This window comes from Inquilinus sp. KBS0705 (assembly GCA_005938025.2).
Taxonomy (GTDB): Bacteria; Bacteroidota; Bacteroidia; order Sphingobacteriales; family Sphingobacteriaceae; genus Mucilaginibacter.
The window spans coordinates 235,635-256,796 of sequence record VCCI02000004.1 but is presented as its reverse complement, the minus strand read 5'-3'; the positions used below and the strand labels follow the sequence as shown (position 1 = coordinate 256,796).

Genomic DNA, 21,162 nt, shown 5'->3' with positions numbered 1-21,162 from the left:
AACCATGATAAAGAAACTGTTACTGTTAGTATTGCTGGCCGGCTTTTTAAATGCCCATGCACAGCAGGTTTCGCTTTCAACCGGATGGAAGTTTAAGCAAGGCGATAGCACACTATGGGCGTCGCCGCAGTTAGACGATAGCCAATGGAAAGCCATTGATGTGGCCCGCAGCTGGGAGGGGCAAGGCTACCCCGGCTACAATGGCTTTGGCTGGTACAGGCTGCATGTGCTTATCCCATCGGCAATTAAACAAAAATCATACTTAAAGGATAGCCTGCACATTGACCTGGGCAGTATTGATGATAACGACGAGGTATACCTTAACGGCTCCCTGATAGGTAAATACGGCGGTGCGGCAAGCAGTAGTATCAAAGAGGGGAATTATGGCCCGCGCAGTTATATAATAGCAGCCAACAACCCGGCCCTTTTGTGGGATAAAGAGAATGTAATAGCCATACGTGTTTACGATACCGGCGGCGATGGTGGTGTTTATGGTACTAAGTTCGGCATCAGCATGAACGATATTATGGATTATGTAACCATAAATACCGATGGAGATTTTACTTATGGCCCAAAAAACAGCCTTGCTAAATCTATTAAATTAACGGCAAAGGGCAGCACCTATGATTATAAGGGCAAGCTGGCATTCAAAGTTACCGACCCCGAAACCGGCACTATACTTTACGAAAAAACTAATGATGCTGCGTTTACAATGGGCAGGCCCTTTACCTATAATTTTAACATAGCGGCGCTGCAAAAAAAATCGTACAGTATAACTTATACGTTTACCGATGCCGCATCGGGAAGTACCCTCACCAAAAACGAAACTACACCATACATACTTACGCCCGAGCCATCGGCTACGCCAAAAATCAATGGTGCCGAAGTTTATGGTGCAAGGCCGGGCAATCCATTTTTGTACCTGATACCAGCAACGGGTAAAAAGCCCATGCAATATAAAGCAACAGGCCTGCCGGCGGGTTTAACGCTCGACGAAAAAACGGGTATTATCACCGGTGCGGTAACTGCCAAAGGCGATTATGATATAACCCTTACAGCAAGCAATACTTTGGGTAGCGATACCAAAAAGCTTACCATTAAAATAGGCGATGTGATAGGTCTTACCCCGGCATTGGGATGGAATAGCTGGAACGCATGGGGCTTAAGTGTTAACGACGAAAAAGTACGGACATCGGCCCGCGAAATGGCCGAAAAGCTTAGCCAGTTTGGCTGGAGCTACATTAACATTGATGATGGATGGGAAGCTGAAAAGCGTTTAGCCAGCGGCGAAATAACGCCAAACAACAAATTCCCCGATATGAAGGGCCTAAGCAGTTATGTGCATAGCCTTGGGCTTAAAATGGGTATCTACTCGTCGCCAGGCCCGCAAACATGTGGTGGTTACCTGGGTAGCTGGCAGCACGAAGAGCAGGATGCCAAAACCTACGGCGATTGGGGAATTGATTATTTAAAATATGATTGGTGCTCATATAGCTCGGTAACGGTTAAAGACCCTCAACTGGCCGATCTGAAAAAGCCTTATCAGGTTATACGCGCTGCTTTAGATAATGTACATCGCGATATTATGCTTAGCCTTTGCCAGTATGGCTGGGGTAAAGTATGGGAGTGGGGTGCCGAAGTGGGCGGTAACAGCTGGCGCACTACAGGCGATATTGAAGATACCTGGGGCAGTATGTCGGGTATAGGCTTTGGGCAGTCGGCAGCGGTACCATTTGCACAGCCGGGGCATTTTAACGACCCCGATATGCTGGTGGTTGGTAAAGTGGGATGGGGGCCAAGCCTGCATAACAGCCGCTTAACCTTTGATGAGCAATACACACACATTAGCTTGTGGAGCCTGCAGGCCGTGCCGCTGCTGATAGGTTGCGATATGGGCCGCTTGGATAAGTTTACTTTAAACCTGCTCACCAATGCCGAAGTATTGGCTATTGACCAGGACGCTTTAGGTAAAGCCGCTACGCAAAAAATAAAGAATGACACCTACCAGGTTTGGATAAAGGAAATGAACGATGGCAGCAAAGCCATAGGCATATTTAATACAACAGATAAATTCCAGGCGGTAACGTTAAGCAGTGCTGATGCCGGAATTATAGGATACAAAAAAATAAGGGACGTATGGCAGCAAAAAGATATGGCTACCAACGGCGGCGACCTTAAAACAAATATTGCACCGCATGGGGTGATGCTGGTGAGGGTATGGAAGTAAAATTTCGACCAACCTTCTCCGCTGTTATCGGAGAGGGTTAAATTGAACAAATTAGGTTATACATATAAATTAAATGGTTGTGCTTTACAGCATGGCTTAAAAAGCGAAAAAAATGAGCATAGTATGGAAAGGGGTATTCCCCGCGGTAACAACAAAATTCACCGAAGACGGCGAGTTTGATTTTGAAGCATTTGATAAAAACATCGAAGCACAGTTAGAGGCCGGCGCATGCGGTATCATCATTGGCGGTTCGTTAGGCGAATCGAGCGTGTTAACCGACGACGAGAAAATTGAATTGTTAAAACATACCGTACAAGTGGTAGCCAAACGTGGATATGTGATATTAAACATAGCCGAGCAAACCACTAAAGGCGCTTTACTTTGCGCTAAAAATGCCGAGCTGTATGGCGCTGATGGTTTAATGATGTTGCCGCCACTGCGCTATAATGCCGATGAAGAAGAAACTATAAAATATTTTACCGATGTGGCAACAAGCACCAAGCTGCCCATTATGATATATAACAATCCGCACGATTACAAAATTGAAGTAACGCTGGATATGTTTGAAAAATTATTGCCTTACAAAAATATACAGGCGGTTAAAGAATCAACCCGCGATGTAAGCAACGTAACCCGTATGATTAACCGTTTTGGCGACAGATATGCGCTGCTTTGTGGTGTGGATACTTTAGCTTTAGAAGAATTATTTATGGGTGCCGATGGTTGGGTTGCCGGCTTGGTAGATGCTTTCCCAAGAGAAACTGTTTCTATCTTCCGTTTGGCAAAGGCTGGCCGTATGCAGGAAGCATTGGCTATTTACCGTTGGTTTTTACCTGTGCTGGAATTGGATATACATGCTAAGCTGGTACAATACATTAAACTGGCCGAAACTGTTACCGGTTTAGGTACTGAAGCTGTACGTTTGCCACGTTTAAAAATTAAGGGTGAAGAGCGCGAAAGGGTATTAGCCATTATTAACCACGCTGTAAAAACCCGCCCCGAACTACCTGCAGGCAGCTGGGGTGTCGAAGCTGAGGTGGATGTAACCGGCGTTAGCTAATAGCCAGCGAAAACGCCGTAAATTTGCTTGTCAGTCTGAGCCTGTCGAAGACCTAATAAATGTGCTTCGACAAGCCGAGTATGGCAGTTTTATAATATCTATACTATGGAAACAAAAAATTTAATAGGATATCAATACATAAAAGGTGGTAAGGCATTTAAGGCGGTTAACCCCGCGACCGGTAAAGAAATTGAGCCCGAATTTAATGCTGCCAGCCTGGCCGATGTGGATAATGCAATGGCTTTAGCCGATAAGGCGTTTGTAACCTACCGAAATACTGATAGGGCTACCAAAGCCGCGTTTTTACGCAGCATAGCCGAAGAAATATTAGCCATTGGCGATGCGCTTATAGAGTGTGCCATGGCCGAAAGCGGCCTGCCTGCAGGCCGCTTACAAGGCGAACGTGGCCGTACTACCGGCCAGTTAAACCTGTATGCCAATTTGCTGGACGAGGGATCGTGGGTTGAGGCTGTAGTTGATACCGCCATACCCGATCGTACACCATTACCGCGGGTAGATATACGCAAGATGCTGGTGCCTATTGGCCCGGCTGTAGTGTTTGGTGCAAGCAACTTCCCAATGGCATTTTCTGTTGCCGGTGGCGATACCGTATCTGCTTTGGCAGCGGGTTGCCCGGTGGTAGTAAAAGCGCATCCGGCACACCCCGGTACCAGCGCGCTGGTTGCCGAAGCGGTAAAAAAAGCCGCCCAAAAGCATAACCTGCCCGAAGGTGTTTTCTCGCTTTTGTATGATGATGGCTATACTATTGGCGAAGCATTGGTAAAGCATCCCAAAACAAAAATAGTAACCTTTACAGGCTCACTTAAAGGTGGCATGGCATTGGTTAAAATGGCCCGCGATCGCGATGAACCTATACCGGTATTTGCCGAAATGGGCAGTACCAACCCAATAATATTACTTCCAAAAGCATTAGAAAACCGTGCCGAAGAACTGGCAAAGCTATCTGCATCTATCACCACCAATGCGGGGCAGTTTTGCACGCAGCCCGGCTTGCTGCTTACCGTAGCGTCGGAACCTTTAGAACAGTTTAAAAAGGCCCTTGCCGTAGCCATAGCCGATGTTAATTCGGCCACTATGCTTACACCGGGAATTTGTGCCAACTTTGATAAGTTATCTAAAGGTATGCTGGCAGATAAGGCTGTCTCTGTTTTTGCTAAATCAGATAAGCTGGATGCAGGTAATACCAACCAGGGCTTAGCTGTTGTTGCCGAAATAAAGGCCGCCGACTTTTTAGCGGATGAAAAGTTCAAAGAGGAAGTTTTTGGCCCATACTCATTACTGGTTGTTGCCGACGATATGGCACAATTAGAGCAGGTAGTTGATAGCCTGCACGGCCAGCTTACAGCATCTGTAATGGCCGAACCCGGCGAACTTGCCCAATACAAAAGTATAACCGATAAACTATCTAACCTGGCAGGCAGGGTAATACTAAATAACCCGCCAACAGGGGTTGAGGTGGGTAACGCTATGCAGCATGGCGGCCCATTCCCATCCACTTCCGATAGCCGGTTTACATCGGTAGGTACAGGCGCCATAAAACGCTTTGTACGCCCGGTAGCCTGGCAAAATTGGGAAAACGATCTTTTGCCTGATGAATTAAAAGATGGCAACCCGCTTAATATATGGCGGTTGTACAATAACGAATGGAGTAAATAGAGTATAAAGCCTAAAGTCTTAAGTCGGAAGTGGACTTAAGACTCTGGGCAAGGCTTAAGACTTAAAAAAAATGTCAAGTAAGACTTTCTTTTGTATAGATGCGCATACCTGCGGTAACCCGGTACGCTTGGTTGCCGGCGGCGGGCCAAATTTGACTGGGGCCGACATGAGCGAAAAGCGCCAGCACTTTTTAAAAGAGTACGACTGGATACGCAAAGGCTTAATGTTTGAACCCCGCGGGCACGATATGATGTCGGGCAGTATACTATATCCGCCACATGACCCACAGAATGATGTGGCCGTATTATTTATCGAAACCAGCGGCTGCCTGCCTATGTGCGGGCATGGCACTATTGGTACCATTACCATTGCTATCGAAGAGGGCCTTATTATCCCAAAAACACCCGGCGTGGTGCGTATGGAAGCGCCTGCCGGGCTGGTACTAATATCGTATAAGCAGGAGGGTAAAAAGGTAAAGTCTGTAAAATTGGTTAATGTGCCCAGCTACCTGGCTGCCGAAAATTTGGAGGTAGAATGCCCCGACCTGGGTATGCTAACAGTTGATGTGAGCTACGGCGGTAATTTTTACGCCATTGTAGACCCGCAGGAAAACTTCAAAGGATTGGAGAATTATACTGCCGACCAGCTGATATCATGGAGCCGCGTTTTACGCCAGCGGATAAACGAAAAGTACACTTTCGTTCATCCAGAAAATCCTACTATTAATGGCTGCTCGCATATTTTGTGGGCAGGCAAAACCATATCGCCGCAGGCAACTGCCCGCAACGCTGTTTTTTATGGCGATAAAGCTATTGACCGCTCGCCTTGCGGCACCGGTACATCGGCGCGTATGGCGCAGTGGCATGCTAAAGGATTGCTAAAAAAAGGCGATCAGTTTATACACGAAAGCATTATTGGCAGCCAGTTTATTGGTACAGTAGAGGACGAAGTAACTTTAGGTGGCAAACCGGCCATTGTACCCGGCATTGAAGGCTGGGCAAAAGTATACGGTTATAACACCATAAAAATTGATGACGAGGACGACCCACACGCACACGGGTTTCAGGTAATATAACATGAGTAAAGCAATAATAATAGGCGGCGGAATAATAGGTTTATTTTCGGCATACTACCTGAACAAATCGGGATGGGAAGTAGAAATACTGGAGCAGGGCGACCTGAAGGACAATGCATCATTTGGTAACGCCGGGATGATAGTACCGAGCCACTTTATACCACTGGCCGCGCCCGGTATGATAGAGCAGGGTATACGCTGGATGTTTGACAGTAAAAGCCCGTTTTACGTAAAGCCATCGCTAAGCCCGGAATTGTTTGGCTGGGGTATTAAATTTTTAAAGGCTGCTAATAAGCACCACGTTGAGCGTTCGGCAGGGGCGCTGCGCGATCTGTCTTTACTTAGCAAGGCCCTATATCAGGAACTGGAAAAAGAGGCCAACTTTGATTTCGGCTATGCCGATAAGGGTATATTAATGCTGTTTAAAACTGCCAAATTTGAGGACGAAGAGCGCCACACGGCCGAAAAGGCAACTAATTTAGGTCTGGATGCCCAATACCTAACCGCCGACGAAACCCGCAAACTACAACCGGATATAGACCTTGATGTATTAGGCGCTGTACACTACCATTGCGATGCACACCTTTACCCCAATAAGCTGATCGCAGGACTGGTTAAGCACCTGGAAACCGCAGGTGTAAAAATACATCGCAATACACCGGTAACTGCTATACAACACAATGCAGGGCAAATTACATCGGTAAACAGTAACGATAAAAGCTTTACAGGCGATGCATACCTGCTGGCAGGTGGTGCCTGGACACCCGGCATTGCCAAGTTAACCGACCTTAACATACCTATGATGCCGGGCAAAGGCTACTCCTTTATGCTGCCCGAGCCACAAAAACGCATGACCATCCCCGCACTGCTTTGCGAAGCAAGGGTATCTGTTACGCCTATGGATGGCAGTATACGCTTTGGCGGTACTATGGAGATAGGTAAGATAAACGATAAAATTAATATGAGTAGGGTGGCAGGCATAGTGGAGTCAATCCCCCAATATTTCCCCAACTTTAAACCTGCCTTACCCCAGCCCAAAGATATTTGGTTTGGCTTTCGCCCATGCTCGCCTGATGGCTTGCCTTACATAGGCTTATCCGGTAAATACAAAAACCTTGCAATTGCTACAGGCCATGGTATGATGGGCCTTAGCCTTGCACCGGCAACAGGCAAACTGGTGGATGAGGTGTTAAACCACAAAACACCCTCATCCAATATCACCCAGTTCTCCCCGTCACGCTATCAGTAAATAATTACCCTTGCAGCTTTAAATGCTGCAAGGGTGTTAATTAAGCGTTAACGGTTAGTGTCGATCCATCTACCACAACGGTATAGTGTTTTAATGCTGCCGAAGCCGGGCCCATAACCACCGCGCCCGATGTATTAAACTCGCTGCCATGGTTAGGGCATATAAATATACCTTGTGCGGTATTGTAGTTAATATTGGTGCCCTGGTGTGTACAAGCTACTTGCACGGCGGTAAAAGCGGCAGCCGTGCTGCCAGCAGCTAGTCTTACTAAGATCACACCGTTTGATACTTTCGAGCTGCCTACAGCTTGCAGATCGCTATCTAAGTTTACCGAAAAAACGGCACCGCTGCCCGGTGGTGGTGGGGTAACGCCGCCACCTGTGCTTGGCCCGGGGTCGTTGCTTTTTGAGCCGCCGCAGCCAACCAAACTACACCCGGTGCATACTGCAGCCATGGTGATCCCTAACTTTGCTAAAAATTCTTGCCTTTCCATAGTTTTATTGTTTAGTAGTTTTTATGTTTTTTGTTAAAATCGAATATGCGTGATATGGTGAAACCTAAGCGAAACTGGCCCTTGCCCCAGCTCGACTCGGTGTCGTTGAGGTAATTAAATTCGGATATATACTGGGTGTTGCTAAAGTTGATGGTGAATACGTGCCCGCCGGTTTCAATCTCGATCCCTACGCCCAGTCCGTTATAAAATTTAGGGTCAATGCTGTTGTTTCTAAAACTGGAGAAAGGGTGCACATAATCAACCACAATACCCATGCGCTTGCTGAACTTTAAGCGACCAGCCGCAGCCAGCGAAAAAAAGCGCTTCTCGTTACCGGCTATAAAAGGGAACGGTGAGTTATTAAGGATGTAGGACGGCGCTATCTGTAAAGACAATGCCGGCGAAAATTTACGTGCTATAATAGCCTCTAACAGGTAGGAGAACCTGTCGCCATAGTTATCAAATACCGCCGTATTTACATGGTAAGGTTTAAAGCCCGTTTTTACCAAACCTGTAATGGCAACGGGCGAGCTATCATCAACGGTTTGATGCAGGAAGTTATATTTTAAGCCCAGCTCTAATAATTGCTCGTATTTGCTGCGGCCAAAATCAATGTTAAAATTATCGCTGATGCCGTATTCAAAGCCAATATAAATGTCTGATGAGTTGTCAAGGCCCCAAAGGGTTTTTCCGCCACCGCCGCCGCCGCCAATATCGCCAAAGCGGTGTATCACCAAAAAGTTAAGTTCTTTCTTTTTAACGGTTTCGGTGGTTTGCGATAGTATTAAGCGTGTAGCTTTAAAGGTAGCAATAACCGGCTCGGCTTTATCGGGCGTGCTCAGGCTTTTCAAAAGCGCGTCGGTGTTGCCGGTATCGGTTTTGGTGGTTTGTGCTTTTAGCATGGTGCCTGATAAGCACAGGGCAATGATGAGTAGGGATGGTTTCATAATGTATTATTGTGTGTTAGGGAGTTGCTTTGTAAGGCGAATAATTGGCCGATACCTGTATGCGTATGCTTTCGGCAATGTTGTGAAACACCAGCGTAGGTATCTCAATGTTATGATCTTTGCAGGCTACCATAAACTCGGCTGCCATGCTAACGGTGCCACCCGTTACGGTTATTTTGCCGGGTATGGTACGGGTTTGTTTTACGCCGTGCACATCTAACACGCCAGTAACGCTTATAGAGTAGCTGCCATCTTTGCTCAGATCGGTAGTGCCGGTTATTTTGCCTTTAAATACCGCCTGTGGATACTTGTCGCTTTCCAGGTAGTTTTCGTTAAAGTGCTCCTGCATCAGGGCCTTATCAAACTTAAACGACCGTATAGGCACACTAAAGGCAAGTTCGCCGGTGGTAGCGTTAAAAACCGATGTTCCGCGGTCTGTACGGGCATCAATATCCTCTATTGGCGCCTTTGAATAAAGGGTGATAACCGCGTTTTTACACACGTAGATATCCTGTCCCGCCAGGTTTGGTATTAACCAGGCGAGTATAATTAAGCCGATATGTTTCATGAATTTTACTTAGGCTTTATACCTGTTTTAAAGTTATACATTACACTTACTGACACCCCGGCCGACCGTAAGTTAACCTGGCCGTAACCTATACCAGTGAGTGGTAATTTCATATAAGGTTGTATGCCTATATCTAATTTTGAGTTTACCTCCCGCTGGTAAGTCGCATTCAGATTAAGGATGCCCATTATATGTTTATTCTGATTTTTAATGTTGTATGTCCAGGGATCTATCGAGTTATATCCGCCCTCAGCATGGTTAAACTTATAGTCTTCGCTTAGCATAAAGTACGATGAAAGGCCGGTGCCCAGGCTAAACTTGTTGCGGTTTTTGTTATAAAACTGGTAACCCACATTTAAGGGAATATCTAACACTATGCAGCTTGCAGTAACGCTTGTAGGCGTAGTGGCAAAGGGATAGTTGGTTTTATAGTTGGCAAAATCGGCATTGTAAGGTTTATCGGCATATACCGCCCCCGAACTAATGCTCCACCTGCGCGATAGGTTAAGCGTTAATATTAGCCCCGCATTGGTACCCACCTTGTTATTGGCAAAGGTTTTAACCCCATTAATATCAGGTGAGGCTATGATGCCAAGTGAAAATGTTGGCCTAAACCCGTATGCAGCCGACGATACCTTTTGTTTTTTAGGCTTAATATCGTCGGTTACGGTTACCAGCGGTTTAGCCGGGGTAGTAGTGGCGGCAAGCCCGGTTATCGTATCTTTTTTAACAGTGTTATTTAGTGCCAGGTTATTGACCCCGGTAATGGTATCTGGTTTGTTTGCGGTCAAGTTGTTATTTTTTTCGCCGGTAATGGTGTCTGGTTTTGCCGGTGCTACAAAAGTGCCGGTATTTTGGTTAACAGCTTTAGTGCCGGTATAAGTACGGTCGCCCCCAGCAGCAGATAAGGTAAAGAACGATTTGCTTTTGCGGATGTCATCAACGGCACTACTGGCTATACTTACACTATCCGAAAGCGATTGGGTGTGATCTGCCAGTTGCTGCGAAGGCGAACCGACTGTACCGGAATCTTTTTGTGTTGCAGGGGTTGTTTTTACTAAATCGGGTTTGGTTTGTGGTTTATTTGGCGGCGATAAAAATACATAGCCCAATAGCAGCACCAGCATAGCCGCTATTGCACCAATAAGATATATAATTTTACGGGTAACGCCTTTTGGCTTTGTACCATCAAGCATTCCTTCTAAAGCATCCCAATCCTCCTCGCGGTACGATACCTCTTCGGTGGGGTTGTTTAGGCCCCCGCTGAATAACTTATCAATACTATCTTCTTTTTCCTCTTTCATTTTTTAATAACATTGTTTATAAAGGATACGGATAGGCTGGTATGGTTTACTGGTACTATGTTGTTTGATTGATCGCGGTTGGTTGCTATCGGCGCTTTGTTGCTTTGTGCTATCATTACCTTTAGTTTTTCGCGCGCCTTGTGCAGGTTTGATTTTGATGTGCCTATGCTGATGTTTAGCATGCCCCCAATCTCTTCGTGCGAATACCCCTCAATGGCGTATAAATTAAATATAGTGCGGTAAGAGCGTGGTAAAGCGCGTATCATATCAAGCAGTTCGTTATAATTCAAATTTTTATCGGCTAGTTCTGTATCGTTTACATGCATGGCATTGTCCAGTTCCTCGGTATGGGCTATTTTTAAATTGCTGCGGTAATAATCTATTGATGTATTTACCATTATGCGGCCCAGCCAGGGTTTAAAAGGTTTAACAGTATCGTATTTGGCTAAATTTTTAAATACCTTATAAAATCCCTGGTTCATAATTTCCGAAGCTTCGTACCGGTTGCCCGCGTAACGCAGGCATATACTCATGGCAAAGCCATAAAAAGCCTTGTAGAGCAGTTTTTGACTGATCCTGTCGTCTTTTAAACAGCGTGCTACCAGTTGGTGTACTTCTTCTTCGCCCATATATACCGGGTTCTGTTACCTTTAAATTGCTACCTTATCTGCTTACAACACGATGGCCGTAATACAAAGGTTGCCTTGGTGTGAAAAAAAATATTGAATTACTGAATTATTGAATTATTGATATAATAAATTATGGAGTGATTTATTCCAACAGAAAATTACCTATAATTACCGGGATAAAAAATCAATAATTCTCTAAATCAATAATTCAATAATTCTCTAACTCAGTAAATCAATAATTCTCTAATTCTATAAATCAGTAATTCAATAACCTCCCTGCTCATGAAAGTGCTGCCCTTTACCATACCTGTACCGCACGATCGTACAATAATTGTACAGGAAGAGGTGTTGCCGCATTTTTACCCCCACCTGCACCGCCATGCCGAAGTACAAATAACCTGGATACAACAAGGCAGCGGCACCTTACTGGCAGGCAATAGCATGCATGTTTTTGCCGATAACGAACTATATGTGCTTGGTGCCAACCAGCCCCACCTGTTTAAAAGCAGCCCCGAATATTTTACAGGCGACAATGATAAAGTAGTAAAAACGGTAACTATATTTTTTAACCCATTGGGCAAGCTGTCGTCACTTTTTAACCTGCCCGAAATGAAAGCCTTGCAGGCATTTGCCGGGCATTGGCAAAACGGGTTTAAAATTCCCGGTAACCATTATAAAGGCTTTGAGCAGCAGATACTGGAAATTATGCAATCAACCGGGGCATTACAGTTATCGCAATTTGTAAAAGTGCTGAACGATATGAGTTTGGTAGAGATGCAGCCACTATCACCAGGCAGCTATAGCAGCGCCATGACCGACCCTGAGGGGATGCGCATTGCATCGGTATATAACTATATTATGCATAACTATGGCAGCGCCCTAACGCTTGATGAAGTGGCACGCCAGGCGCACTTAACACCCAATGCTTTTTGCCGGTATTTTAAAAAGCATACCCGCCATACCTTTGTGGGCTTTGTAAATAAGGTAAGGGTTAATGAGGCTTGCAAAATGCTGGTGAACGGCAGCCATAACAATATTGCCGATGTAGCTTACAATTGCGGTTTTAGCAGTATTACCAATTTTAACTATGTGTTCAAAAATATTACGGGCAAATCTCCGCGGGCCTATTTAGGCGATTATGAAGGCGCAGTTAAGAATGGCAGGAGCTGAGAGAATGCACCTGCTGTAAATTTTAATTGCAAAGCGCTAATTTGTATTATTAAACAGTTTACACCGTTATTTAATTAAAATAGTAATGAAGCAAGCAGATATCTTTAGCAGGCTGAGGGCCGGAGAGCTTATACGGTTGAGCGATCCTGAATTCCCGAAGGTGGATGAAATAGTAAACCGTACTATACAACTTTCTGCCCGGCTTAATTCGGCAGGAGATATTCAGCAAATACGCCATATACTAAGCGAAATTATAGGTAATCAAATAGATGAGAGCACAACTGTGTTTGCGCCTTTTTATACCAATTTTGGCAAGTTCATTACTATTGGTAAAAATGTATTCATCAATCATGCCTGTTCATTTCTTGATATGGGTGGCATCACTATAGAAGACCATGTATTAATAGGGCCAAGAGTAAACCTTGTTACTGAAAATCACCCTGCCGACCCGGTTGAACGGCGGGCACTGATAACCAGGCCTATTATTATTAAGCGTAATGCCTGGATTGGTGCAAATGCCACCATCCTGCCCGGAGTAACCGTAGGCGAAAATTCGATTGTAGCCGCGGGTGCAGTAGTATCAAAAGATGTTGCGGACAACACAGTGGTAGGCGGCATTCCGGCAAAATTCATCAAGTCGATAGATTAGTACTTACTACCGCTATCTAATTGTCTTTTACAACAATTACGGTATTTTATAATAGTATACGGGCGCAAATACGCCTTCGCTGGTGGTGTAATAGCCTGTGCCGTCTGGCGTAAACGCAATAGCTTCACCCTGCTTTTCGGCTTTATATGGTAACTCTTCGGGCGCGCGTTGCATTGCTTTCCAAATGGGCTCGTTTGTCTGCTTGCGCCAGTAATAAACCTTTTCGTAGTTTTTTAATAGTATCTGTTGCCCGTCTTTTGATATATCACCGGCGGTTATCCATTTAAAGGGCTTTATCCCCTTAAAAAATAATTTACACCTAAAAGTTAACGTAACCGAATCGTTGGCTTTAAAATTTAAAGGGGTCGTGTAAACCGATACGGTATCGCTGCGTTTAGTAACAATATATAAGAGTTTTTCAACCGGGTCAAGCATCAGGGTCTCGGCATCCTTCGGCCCGTCAGGATAATTTAGTTTTAACCTATCGGCGTGGGCATCTGTCCTTTCTTCCGTGGCCCATTGTTTTTTTTCTTCAACACGATATATGGCTATATTACGGCGACGGTAATCGTTATCGCCAATATCACCTATATAAACATAGCTGTGACCCTTTATTGGCCCGGGGCCAACGGCAATATCTTCGCAGTCTGTTACGCCCTCGTTGTGTTTGCTTGCATTAAAATAAATGGTGGTGTGTAGCTCGCCATCGGGGCTTATGGCAAAAAAACGGCTGGTATCGCCGCTATCATTATGGGCATAATAAGTATTTGGAAAAATGCCTGATGCGGCAAGGCCTGATGTTTCGTCCATCTCTTTGCTTTGCAGCTGGCCATCAGGTTGCATTTTTGCATCAACCAGTCGGTGTTTGGCAAAGGCGGCTATAAACACCAAAAAAACAACCGGAACAAATACCTTAAACTTTTTATTATAACGCATAATTACTGCACTAATAACACATCAAATTTCAGATTATTATAGATGCCTTTATAATTTGCAGCTAAATGACATAAAAAAACCCGCTTTGAGGCGGGTTCTCTATTTATTTTCAAGCCGTTACACTTGTTGACGGCTGATGTTTTGGCGTTTCGGCACTCATTTCGGCATCAGGCTTTGATACATCAGTTATGGCTACCCGGCCCCTGTCGCGGCGTAATATCCTGTTAAATAATGATATTTCGCGGTCAAACAAAAACTGGAAGAATAGCTTTGTCCACGAGGTGTGGTAATATAAAGTGTCGTAATACTCGGGGGCGGCCTTTTTAATTTCGGGCAGCTTATTCCATGGTATAGATGGAAAATCGTGGTGCTCGTTATGGAAACCTACGTTAAAGGCAACCGTATTTAAAGGGCCATAATAGCTGTATGTTTCCTGCTCAACGCTATGGGTTAAATAATGCTCCTGTATCCAGCGGGCGCCCAGCGGATGCAAACCAACCGAGAACGAGAAGCTTAACAATAAAAACGTTAACGAGTGCCAGCCCATAAAATACCATATAGCAGTGGTAAATACTACCTGTATTAAAAAGTTGGTTACTATCCAGCCATCAAAAGGGTGTATCTCGCGCAGGCGCGATAAACGAAATAGCTGAAACACCGGGAAGAACAATAGCCACAATGCCTTACCAAAAAACGAATTGCTGATAAGTTTTGCCTCCCAGCGGTTTGGCAAGTCGGCATCCAACTCGTGTACGCCCTGAAAAGAGTGGTGTTTGATGTGATATTTTTCGAACGATATGGCGCTTGGCAATATTTGCGGCAAATTGGCAAACATTGATGCAAAGCGGTTGGCGTTGCGGTTTTTAAATAACAATTGGTGTGTACATTCGTGTATCATTACAAAAAGGGCATGGTCGGCAAATGCGCCCAAAAGATAGGCGGCACCTACAACCAGCCACCACGATTGATCGCGCAGGAACCAGGCCAATATTACCTGAAAAGCCACCAGGCCTATAATGGCGAAAATGGTATTAGGGTTTTTGCCGATCAGTTTTCTTAACTGTGGAAACTGTTTAAGAATTTTTTTAGTCCGGATCCTGTGTGGTTCCGACTCTTCCGAATAAACAAAATCAGTCTTTTTCATATAAAGTTAAAACGATGAAGATAAGGATAACGTGTTAAAAAAACCATATTTATAATGCAAATTTTTTAACTAAAGCTGAAACTGCTAATTTAATGCCACAGATTTTGACGGCTTTTTTATCTGCAAATCAGTAGCTTAGCTTTGTACGTGTAATTAATTATTTCATTTTAATAAAAAGTAACAATGTGGTGGATATACGCACTTTTATCGGCAGTATTTGCGGCCCTTACGGCCATTTTTGCTAAAATAGGCATCAAGAAAGTTGATACCGACCTGGCCACCGGTATACGCACCGTGGTGATACTGTTTATTGCCTGGGCCATTGTTTTATACAAAGGCAGCAACCATAGCATAGGCAGCCTTACCAAAACCAACTGGGTGTTTTTGATACTATCGGGCTGTGCAACGGGGCTATCATGGATATTTTATTTTAAGGCCCTGCAATTGGGCAAGGTATCGCAGGTGGCGCCGGTTGATAAGCTAAGTGTAGCGTTGGCAATAATATTAAGCGTAGTGTTTTTAGGCGAGCCGCTAACACTTAAATCAGCATCGGGTGCTATACTGATCATTGCCGGTACATTGGTTTTAATATTTTGATTGTGTGTATTTAACACAATTGTAACAATTATGAAATGAAGCGGAAAAATCAGCATTAACTCAAAGTTTCTTAACAGTTTTGCATCCCCATTAAAATGTTAGGTGTACTATATGCGACTGCTGTTAACTTTCTCTATCTTCATACTCGTAGGTTTACAAGGCTTTGCCCAGGGCAATGGTAAAATAAACGGTAAAGTTACCGATGCGGCTACCAAGCAACCGGTTGATTATGCAACCGTATCTGTATTTAAGCAAAATGCCACCAGCCCGTTCAATGGCATCAGCAGCGATGCTAAAGGAAATTTTAGTGTGGACAACCTGCCTGCCGGCGATTATAAAGTAACCATCGATTTTTTGGGCTACACACGCCACACTATAGATCATGTTATAGTTACGGCTGATAATGTCACCGCTTTAGGTAATATACTATTAGCCCCGGTGCAAAACCAGTTAAAAGGGGTAAATATTGTTGCCAAAGCCCCAATTATCGAAAACCGTATTGATAAAATAGTATACAACGCCGCTAACGACCTTACCGCGCAAGGCGGGGTGGCGATAGATGTGTTAAAGAAAGTACCGCAGGTAACTGTAGATTTAGATGGCAATGTAGAATTGCAGGGAAACAGCAACATCCGCTTTTTAATAAATGGCAAGCCATCAAGCATATTTGGAGCCAGCCTGGCCGATGCCTTACAGGCCATACCCGCCAGCCAGATAAAAAGTATCGAAGTAATTACCAGCCCAGGTGCCAAGTATGATGCAGCGGGTACAGGCGGTATCATCAACATTATATTAAAGGATAGTAAAGTACAAGGCATCAACGGTAGTATAAACACCGCTATAGGCACCCGCCAGGAAAACGGATCATTTAACCTGAACGCGCGCAAAGGCAACTTTGGCCTGAATGCCTTTTTTAGCGGCAACAAGCAGTTAAATACTACCGCAAAAAGCTCGAACAACAGGCAATCGTATAACGATACCCGGGATACTATTGTTAATTTATTGCAGCAGGGTAGTGGCAGTACACAGCGTAGCGGCTACCAATCGGGCTTAAGCTTTAATTGGAGCATTACGCCTAAAGATGAGTTTACCGCATCGGTAGGGTTTGACCATTTTGGCAACCATAATAACGGCCTTACCAACCAGCAGGAAACCAAAACAGGCAGCGGCAACCTCATATACGACCTGCTTAGCCTGCGCAACTCGGATAGCCGCTTTAGTGCAAACTCTACCGACTGGAGCCTGAACTATAAAAAGAACTTTAAAAAAGAAGGCCAGGAGCTGGAGGTACTCTACTCGACCAGTACGGGTAAAAACACATCAAACTATAACCAAACGCAGGACTATTTAAACACCTCCGACTTTACCTCGGGTGCAAGAGGTAGCAGCCCCGGTACCGAAAAGCAAACCAACCTATCAGTAGATTATACGCAGCCTATCAGCAAAAACTTTACTATTGAGGGTGGTGGCAAACTGGTGATAGAAAACCTGAGCAGCAATACCATTACCGATAGCCTGCTGAATGACGGTACTTACATTAACAATGCCGGCCAAAGCTATGGATTTAATTACAAGCGCGATATTTACGCGGCTTACTTGTCAACCTCGGTATCGCTTTTTCATAATTTTTTGGATGCGAAGGCGGGCTTACGAAACGAGTACACCACCACTAAAGTTGATTTCCCGGGAGTAACTATACCAGGTTACAACACACTTGCGCCCTCGCTTACGCTGTCGCATAAATTAAGCCCTACCCAATCTATTAAAGTGAGCTATTCTTACCGGATAGAGCGCCCCGACTATTTTTCTATCAACCCGTTTTATAACATTAGCGATCCGCATAACATAAACACCGGTAACCCTAACCTTAAACCCGAAGTGGGCAATAACTTCGAATTGGGTTACAACCGCTCCTTTGATGGTGGCGCTAATTTTTACATAGGTGGTTTTTATCGCCATAATAAGGATGATATACAACCTTATACAACCCGCTATGATGTATTAGATATTAACGGCCGCGAATACACCGATGTACTGCTTACCTCGCGCGATAACATCGGCACGCAAAGCTCTTTAGGTGGTAACCTGTTTGCATCGGTGCCGGTAACCAAAAAGTTTAGCCTGCGCACCAATATGTTTTTTGTTGAACGCACCAATACCAACCCGGGCATTGTTAAAGTTAGCGGCTTTAACTATCGCATTAACTTAAATGCCACCTACCAGTTTGGTAATGACCTTACTGCCGAGGTATTTGGTAACTACAACTCTAAACAAACCAACCTGCAAGGCTACCGCCCCCAGTTTTACTTTTACAACATAGCCGTGCGCAAGCAGTTCATGAACAAAAAGGCAAGCATTGGTTTGGTTGCCAACAATGCGTTTAGCAAGTATGTTAACCAACAGTCGGAAACTAACGGGCCGGGCTTTAAGCAAACTACCTTAAGGCAGATACCGTTCCAGTCGTTTGGTATATCGCTTAGCTATAAATTTGGCAAGCTGGAGTTTTTAAAAGATAAAGAAAAAGGCAACCGCGAAGACAACAATATGCCTGCGGCGCCTGCCGATGGCGGCCGATAGCTTTACGCAATACAAACAAATTGGCGGTATTTGCTATTGTAATAGTATAAAACAATACCGCCATGAGTACTGTTGCCAGGCATTTTAAATTTATTAATAGTAAAACAGGCTATGTGCTTCACTATTATTCTGTAAACATGCCCATAACCGAGGATGAGTTAAAAGCCGAACTCGAAAAAATTAAGGACCAGGTAGCCACCAACAACAAAGTTTACTGCGGAACCATTTATTGGGAAGAAATTAAGGATGACGAATAATTTAATTTAGTGTTAAATAATAATTTGCTTTAAGTGCTGAATATCAGTACATTTATTTGCCAATTATAAAGGGCTAACCACCCGCATTAACCAAAATTAAATTCTTGTCATTATGAAAAAGCTATTTTTAATGCTTTTGGCGCTTTGCAGCCTGCAATTGCAGTTAAGCGCCCAAACAACCCCCGCGGCCCTAAAATCAGGGGTTGATGTTAAAGACATTATCAGCAAACTCCAGTCCCTGTCTACCGATAGGGTTATTGAGAAAGCTTACCTGCATTTTGACAAGCCCTATTACGACCCCGGCGATACGCTTTACTTTAAAGCCTATGTAACCGCCGGCGAAAAGCACGAGCTATCTACCATAAGCGGGGTACTGCATGTAGATCTGATCAGTAAAAACGATTCTGTGATGCAAAGCATCGTACTGCGCCTAACCAATGGCCAGGCCAACGGCGATTTTTTGCTGCCTGCCTATTTAACAAAAGGTAATTATAAAGTAAGGGCCTATACGCAATGGATGCAAAATAACGGCAATACTTACTTTTTTACCAAACAAATTCCGGTTACGGGCAAAAACCTTACTAGAGTAGCCGCACCCGCTAAGGCCGATAAAAGGGTCGATGTTCAATTCTTCCCCGAGGGTGGCAGCTTCGTAACCAATTTGCCATCAAAAATAGCGTTTAAGGCGGTAGGCAGCGATGGCCTTGGTGTAAACATTAAAGGCGTTGTGGTTGATAACGAAAATACCGAGGTAGCCAAGATCACATCGGCGCATTTGGGCATGGGGCAATTTTTTGTAACCCCGGCCGCAAATAAAACCTATACCGCAAAGATCACCTATCCAGATGGATCTGTAAATAAGGTTGATTTACCGGCCCCAAGTGCTAAGGGTATTGCACTGGCGGTTAATAACGACAACCCTGATAAAATATCTGTTGAGGTAAATGCTAACAAAGCTTATTACTTAGAAAATAAAAACCAGGATATCAACATTGTAATATATAATGGTGGCGTAGTAAAAACAGTTAAAACTGTTTTAGATAACCAGGTAATAGGTTTCGACCTGCCTGTTAAGGATATGAAAACGGGGATTGTGCAGGTTACCTTATTCTCCCAATCGGGCGCGCCTTTAAACGAGCGTTTGGCGTTTATACAAAATAGCGGCATATTAAATTTAACGGTAAACAGCGATAAGGCTGCCTACGCGCATAACGATAAAGCAACCATAAGCCTTAATGCAAAGGCGGGCGTAAACCCTGCCGCCGGCAATTTTTCGGTATCGGTGGTTGATGAAACCAAGGTGCCATTTGACGAGAATATGGAACGCAGCATACTGTCGGACCTGCTGCTGACATCAGATGTAAAGGGATATGTAGAGCAGCCGGGCTATTATTTTGTAAATAATACAGCCGATACACGCAGTAACCTTGATGTGTTAATGCTAACCCAGGGCTATCGCCGCTTTGTATGGAGCGATATGATGGATAGCAAACCGGCAACCATTGCTTACCAGCCCGAAAATGCTTTACAGATAAAGGGCGCCATGCTAACAAACGATGGTAAGCCTGTAGCTAACGAAAAGATAACGCTGCTTGCTAATAACGGCCAATCGTTAACCGCGGTTACTGATGCGGGTGGCAAGTTTATTTTTAAAGACCTTGGCTTTGATAATAACACCAGGTTTTTGTTAAAAACCGAAAACCAGGCCATTAAAAGCAAAACTAAAATTGTGGTCGAAAAAAGCATCAACCGTTTAGCTGTAGATGCCGATGTATCGCCTATGGGTAAATATGCCGACAACTTACCGGTTAATAACGTGGCCGATGAAAGTACAGTTGTTAGCAACGCCGATAATGCTAAAGAGTTAAAACCGGTATTAGTAAAAGATAGTAAGACTAACTATCGTTCATCAAACTTAGGCGGTTCGGGCAATGCAGATCAGGTTATAAAACACGATGAATTTAAAGATTCGCCAACTTTAATTGATGGCCTTAATGGTAAGGTAAGAGGGGTAAAATTTTCTAACGGTGCGGCATATCTTTTAAACGGACTTGTAATATCGGCCGGTGCCGCAAAGTATGAACCGATGCTAATAGTGGTTGATGGTAATACAGGTGGTGGCAGCCTTGCAAATTACAACCCTAACGATATTGAGACAGTAGAGATATTAAAAGGCAACAACGCGGCTATTTATGGCGTTGCAGGCGGCGCGGGTGTAATAGTATTAACAACCCGCCAGGGCGGCGGCGATGATGCCGGTGATGCTGTGCATGTAATGTCGCCGGGGCTAATATCAATAACCCCGCAGGGCTTTTACAAAGCGCGTGAGTTTTATTCGCCGGTTTATAATATAACCGACAGAGAGGTAAACACCAACCGCACCACTATTTTGTGGAAACCTAATTTGGTAACAGATAAAGATGGCAATACTACCTTTAGTTACTTTAACGGGGCTACGCCGGGTAATTACCGCGTAGTTATTGAGGGTATTGACAGCAACGGCAATTTAGGCCACAGCGTTTATAAATACAAAGTACAATAAGCGCTTAACGTTGGTTAAACTTAAAAAATATTTGCAGGGCAAGGGAGAAATCCCTTGCCTT

18 protein-coding genes are annotated in these 21,162 nt (G+C 44.4%); 11 read left to right on the top strand and 7 right to left on the bottom strand.

Annotated features, from left to right (window positions below; translation table 11 throughout):
* The first annotated feature begins 4 nt into the window (after nt 1-4).
* From FFF34_017825 to FFF34_017805, 5 genes are all read left to right on the top strand, one after another.
* Nucleotides 5-2,227: an alpha-galactosidase gene (locus FFF34_017825; protein ID TSD63450.1), complete on the top strand. Its 2,223-nt coding sequence runs from the start codon at nt 5-7 to the stop codon at nt 2,225-2,227.
* 112 nt (nt 2,228-2,339) lie between these two features.
* Complete coding sequence (locus FFF34_017820) at nt 2,340-3,287, top strand: dihydrodipicolinate synthase family protein (GenBank protein TSD63449.1); 948 nt, start codon at nt 2,340-2,342, stop codon at nt 3,285-3,287.
* Between the two features lie 105 nt (nt 3,288-3,392).
* Nucleotides 3,393-4,964: an aldehyde dehydrogenase (NADP(+)) gene (locus FFF34_017815; protein ID TSD63448.1), complete on the top strand. Its 1,572-nt coding sequence runs from the start codon at nt 3,393-3,395 to the stop codon at nt 4,962-4,964.
* Nucleotides 4,965-5,034: 70 nt separating this feature from the next.
* A complete protein-coding gene (locus FFF34_017810) occupies nt 5,035-6,039 on the top strand; it encodes a 4-hydroxyproline epimerase (GenBank protein ID TSD63447.1) in 1,005 nt (334 codons plus the stop codon).
* 1 nt (nt 6,040) lies between these two features.
* Entirely contained in the window at nt 6,041-7,288 is a 1,248-nt protein-coding gene (locus FFF34_017805) for an FAD-dependent oxidoreductase (protein TSD63446.1), read from the top strand.
* Nucleotides 7,289-7,328: 40 nt separating this feature from the next.
* On the opposite strand, the gene FFF34_017800 is transcribed toward FFF34_017805, so the two are convergent.
* Genes FFF34_017800 through FFF34_017780 form a run of 5 tightly spaced genes read right to left on the bottom strand, consistent with a single transcriptional unit; the run spans nt 7,329 to nt 11,229 of the window.
* On the bottom strand, nt 7,329-7,781 hold the full coding sequence (locus FFF34_017800; protein TSD63445.1) for a Rieske (2Fe-2S) protein: 453 nt from the start codon (nt 7,779-7,781) through the stop codon (nt 7,329-7,331).
* An 11-nt stretch (nt 7,782-7,792) separates the two neighbouring features.
* Nucleotides 7,793-8,728 (bottom strand): hypothetical protein, encoded by a 936-nt coding sequence (locus FFF34_017795; protein ID TSD63444.1) that lies wholly within the window; start codon nt 8,726-8,728, stop codon nt 7,793-7,795.
* 16 nt (nt 8,729-8,744) lie between these two features.
* Nucleotides 8,745-9,296, bottom strand: coding sequence for a YceI family protein (locus tag FFF34_017790; protein TSD63443.1), 552 nt, complete (start codon nt 9,294-9,296; stop codon nt 8,745-8,747).
* 5 nt (nt 9,297-9,301) lie between these two features.
* Nucleotides 9,302-10,600, bottom strand: a complete 1,299-nt coding sequence (locus FFF34_017785) for a PorT family protein (protein ID TSD63442.1) — start codon at nt 10,598-10,600, stop codon at nt 9,302-9,304.
* Nucleotides 10,597-11,229 (bottom strand): sigma-70 family RNA polymerase sigma factor, encoded by a 633-nt coding sequence (locus FFF34_017780; GenBank protein TSD63441.1) that lies wholly within the window; start codon nt 11,227-11,229, stop codon nt 10,597-10,599. The genes FFF34_017785 and FFF34_017780 overlap by 4 nt, the downstream gene beginning before the upstream one ends.
* Before the next feature lie 282 nt (nt 11,230-11,511).
* On the opposite strand from FFF34_017780, the gene FFF34_017775 reads away from it, so the two are divergent.
* A complete protein-coding gene (locus tag FFF34_017775; GenBank protein ID TSD63440.1) occupies nt 11,512-12,399 on the top strand; it encodes a helix-turn-helix domain-containing protein in 888 nt (295 codons plus the stop codon).
* Nucleotides 12,400-12,484: 85 nt separating this feature from the next.
* Nucleotides 12,485-13,048 (top strand): sugar O-acetyltransferase, encoded by a 564-nt coding sequence (locus FFF34_017770; protein TSD63439.1) that lies wholly within the window; start codon nt 12,485-12,487, stop codon nt 13,046-13,048.
* A 36-nt stretch (nt 13,049-13,084) separates the two neighbouring features.
* On the opposite strand, the gene FFF34_017765 is transcribed toward FFF34_017770, so the two are convergent.
* Nucleotides 13,085-13,984, bottom strand: a complete 900-nt coding sequence (locus FFF34_017765; protein ID TSD63438.1) for a hypothetical protein — start codon at nt 13,982-13,984, stop codon at nt 13,085-13,087.
* A 109-nt stretch (nt 13,985-14,093) separates the two neighbouring features.
* A complete protein-coding gene (locus FFF34_017760; protein ID TSD63437.1) occupies nt 14,094-15,128 on the bottom strand; it encodes a fatty acid desaturase in 1,035 nt (344 codons plus the stop codon).
* A 183-nt stretch (nt 15,129-15,311) separates the two neighbouring features.
* Between FFF34_017760 and FFF34_017755 the strand changes: the two genes are divergently transcribed.
* The 4 genes from FFF34_017755 to FFF34_017740 all read left to right on the top strand — a co-directional run bounded on the left by FFF34_017755 (nt 15,312) and on the right by FFF34_017740 (nt 21,101).
* Nucleotides 15,312-15,725, top strand: a complete 414-nt coding sequence (locus FFF34_017755) for an EamA family transporter (GenBank protein TSD63436.1) — start codon at nt 15,312-15,314, stop codon at nt 15,723-15,725.
* Nucleotides 15,726-15,836: 111 nt separating this feature from the next.
* Entirely contained in the window at nt 15,837-18,302 is a 2,466-nt protein-coding gene (locus tag FFF34_017750; GenBank protein ID TSD63435.1) for a TonB-dependent receptor, read from the top strand.
* Between the two features lie 62 nt (nt 18,303-18,364).
* Complete coding sequence (locus FFF34_017745) at nt 18,365-18,559, top strand: hypothetical protein (protein TSD63434.1); 195 nt, start codon at nt 18,365-18,367, stop codon at nt 18,557-18,559.
* A gap of 112 nt (nt 18,560-18,671) precedes the next feature.
* Nucleotides 18,672-21,101, top strand: coding sequence for a TonB-dependent receptor (locus FFF34_017740; GenBank protein ID TSD63433.1), 2,430 nt, complete (start codon nt 18,672-18,674; stop codon nt 21,099-21,101).
* The last annotated feature ends 61 nt before the right edge of the window (nt 21,102-21,162 follow it).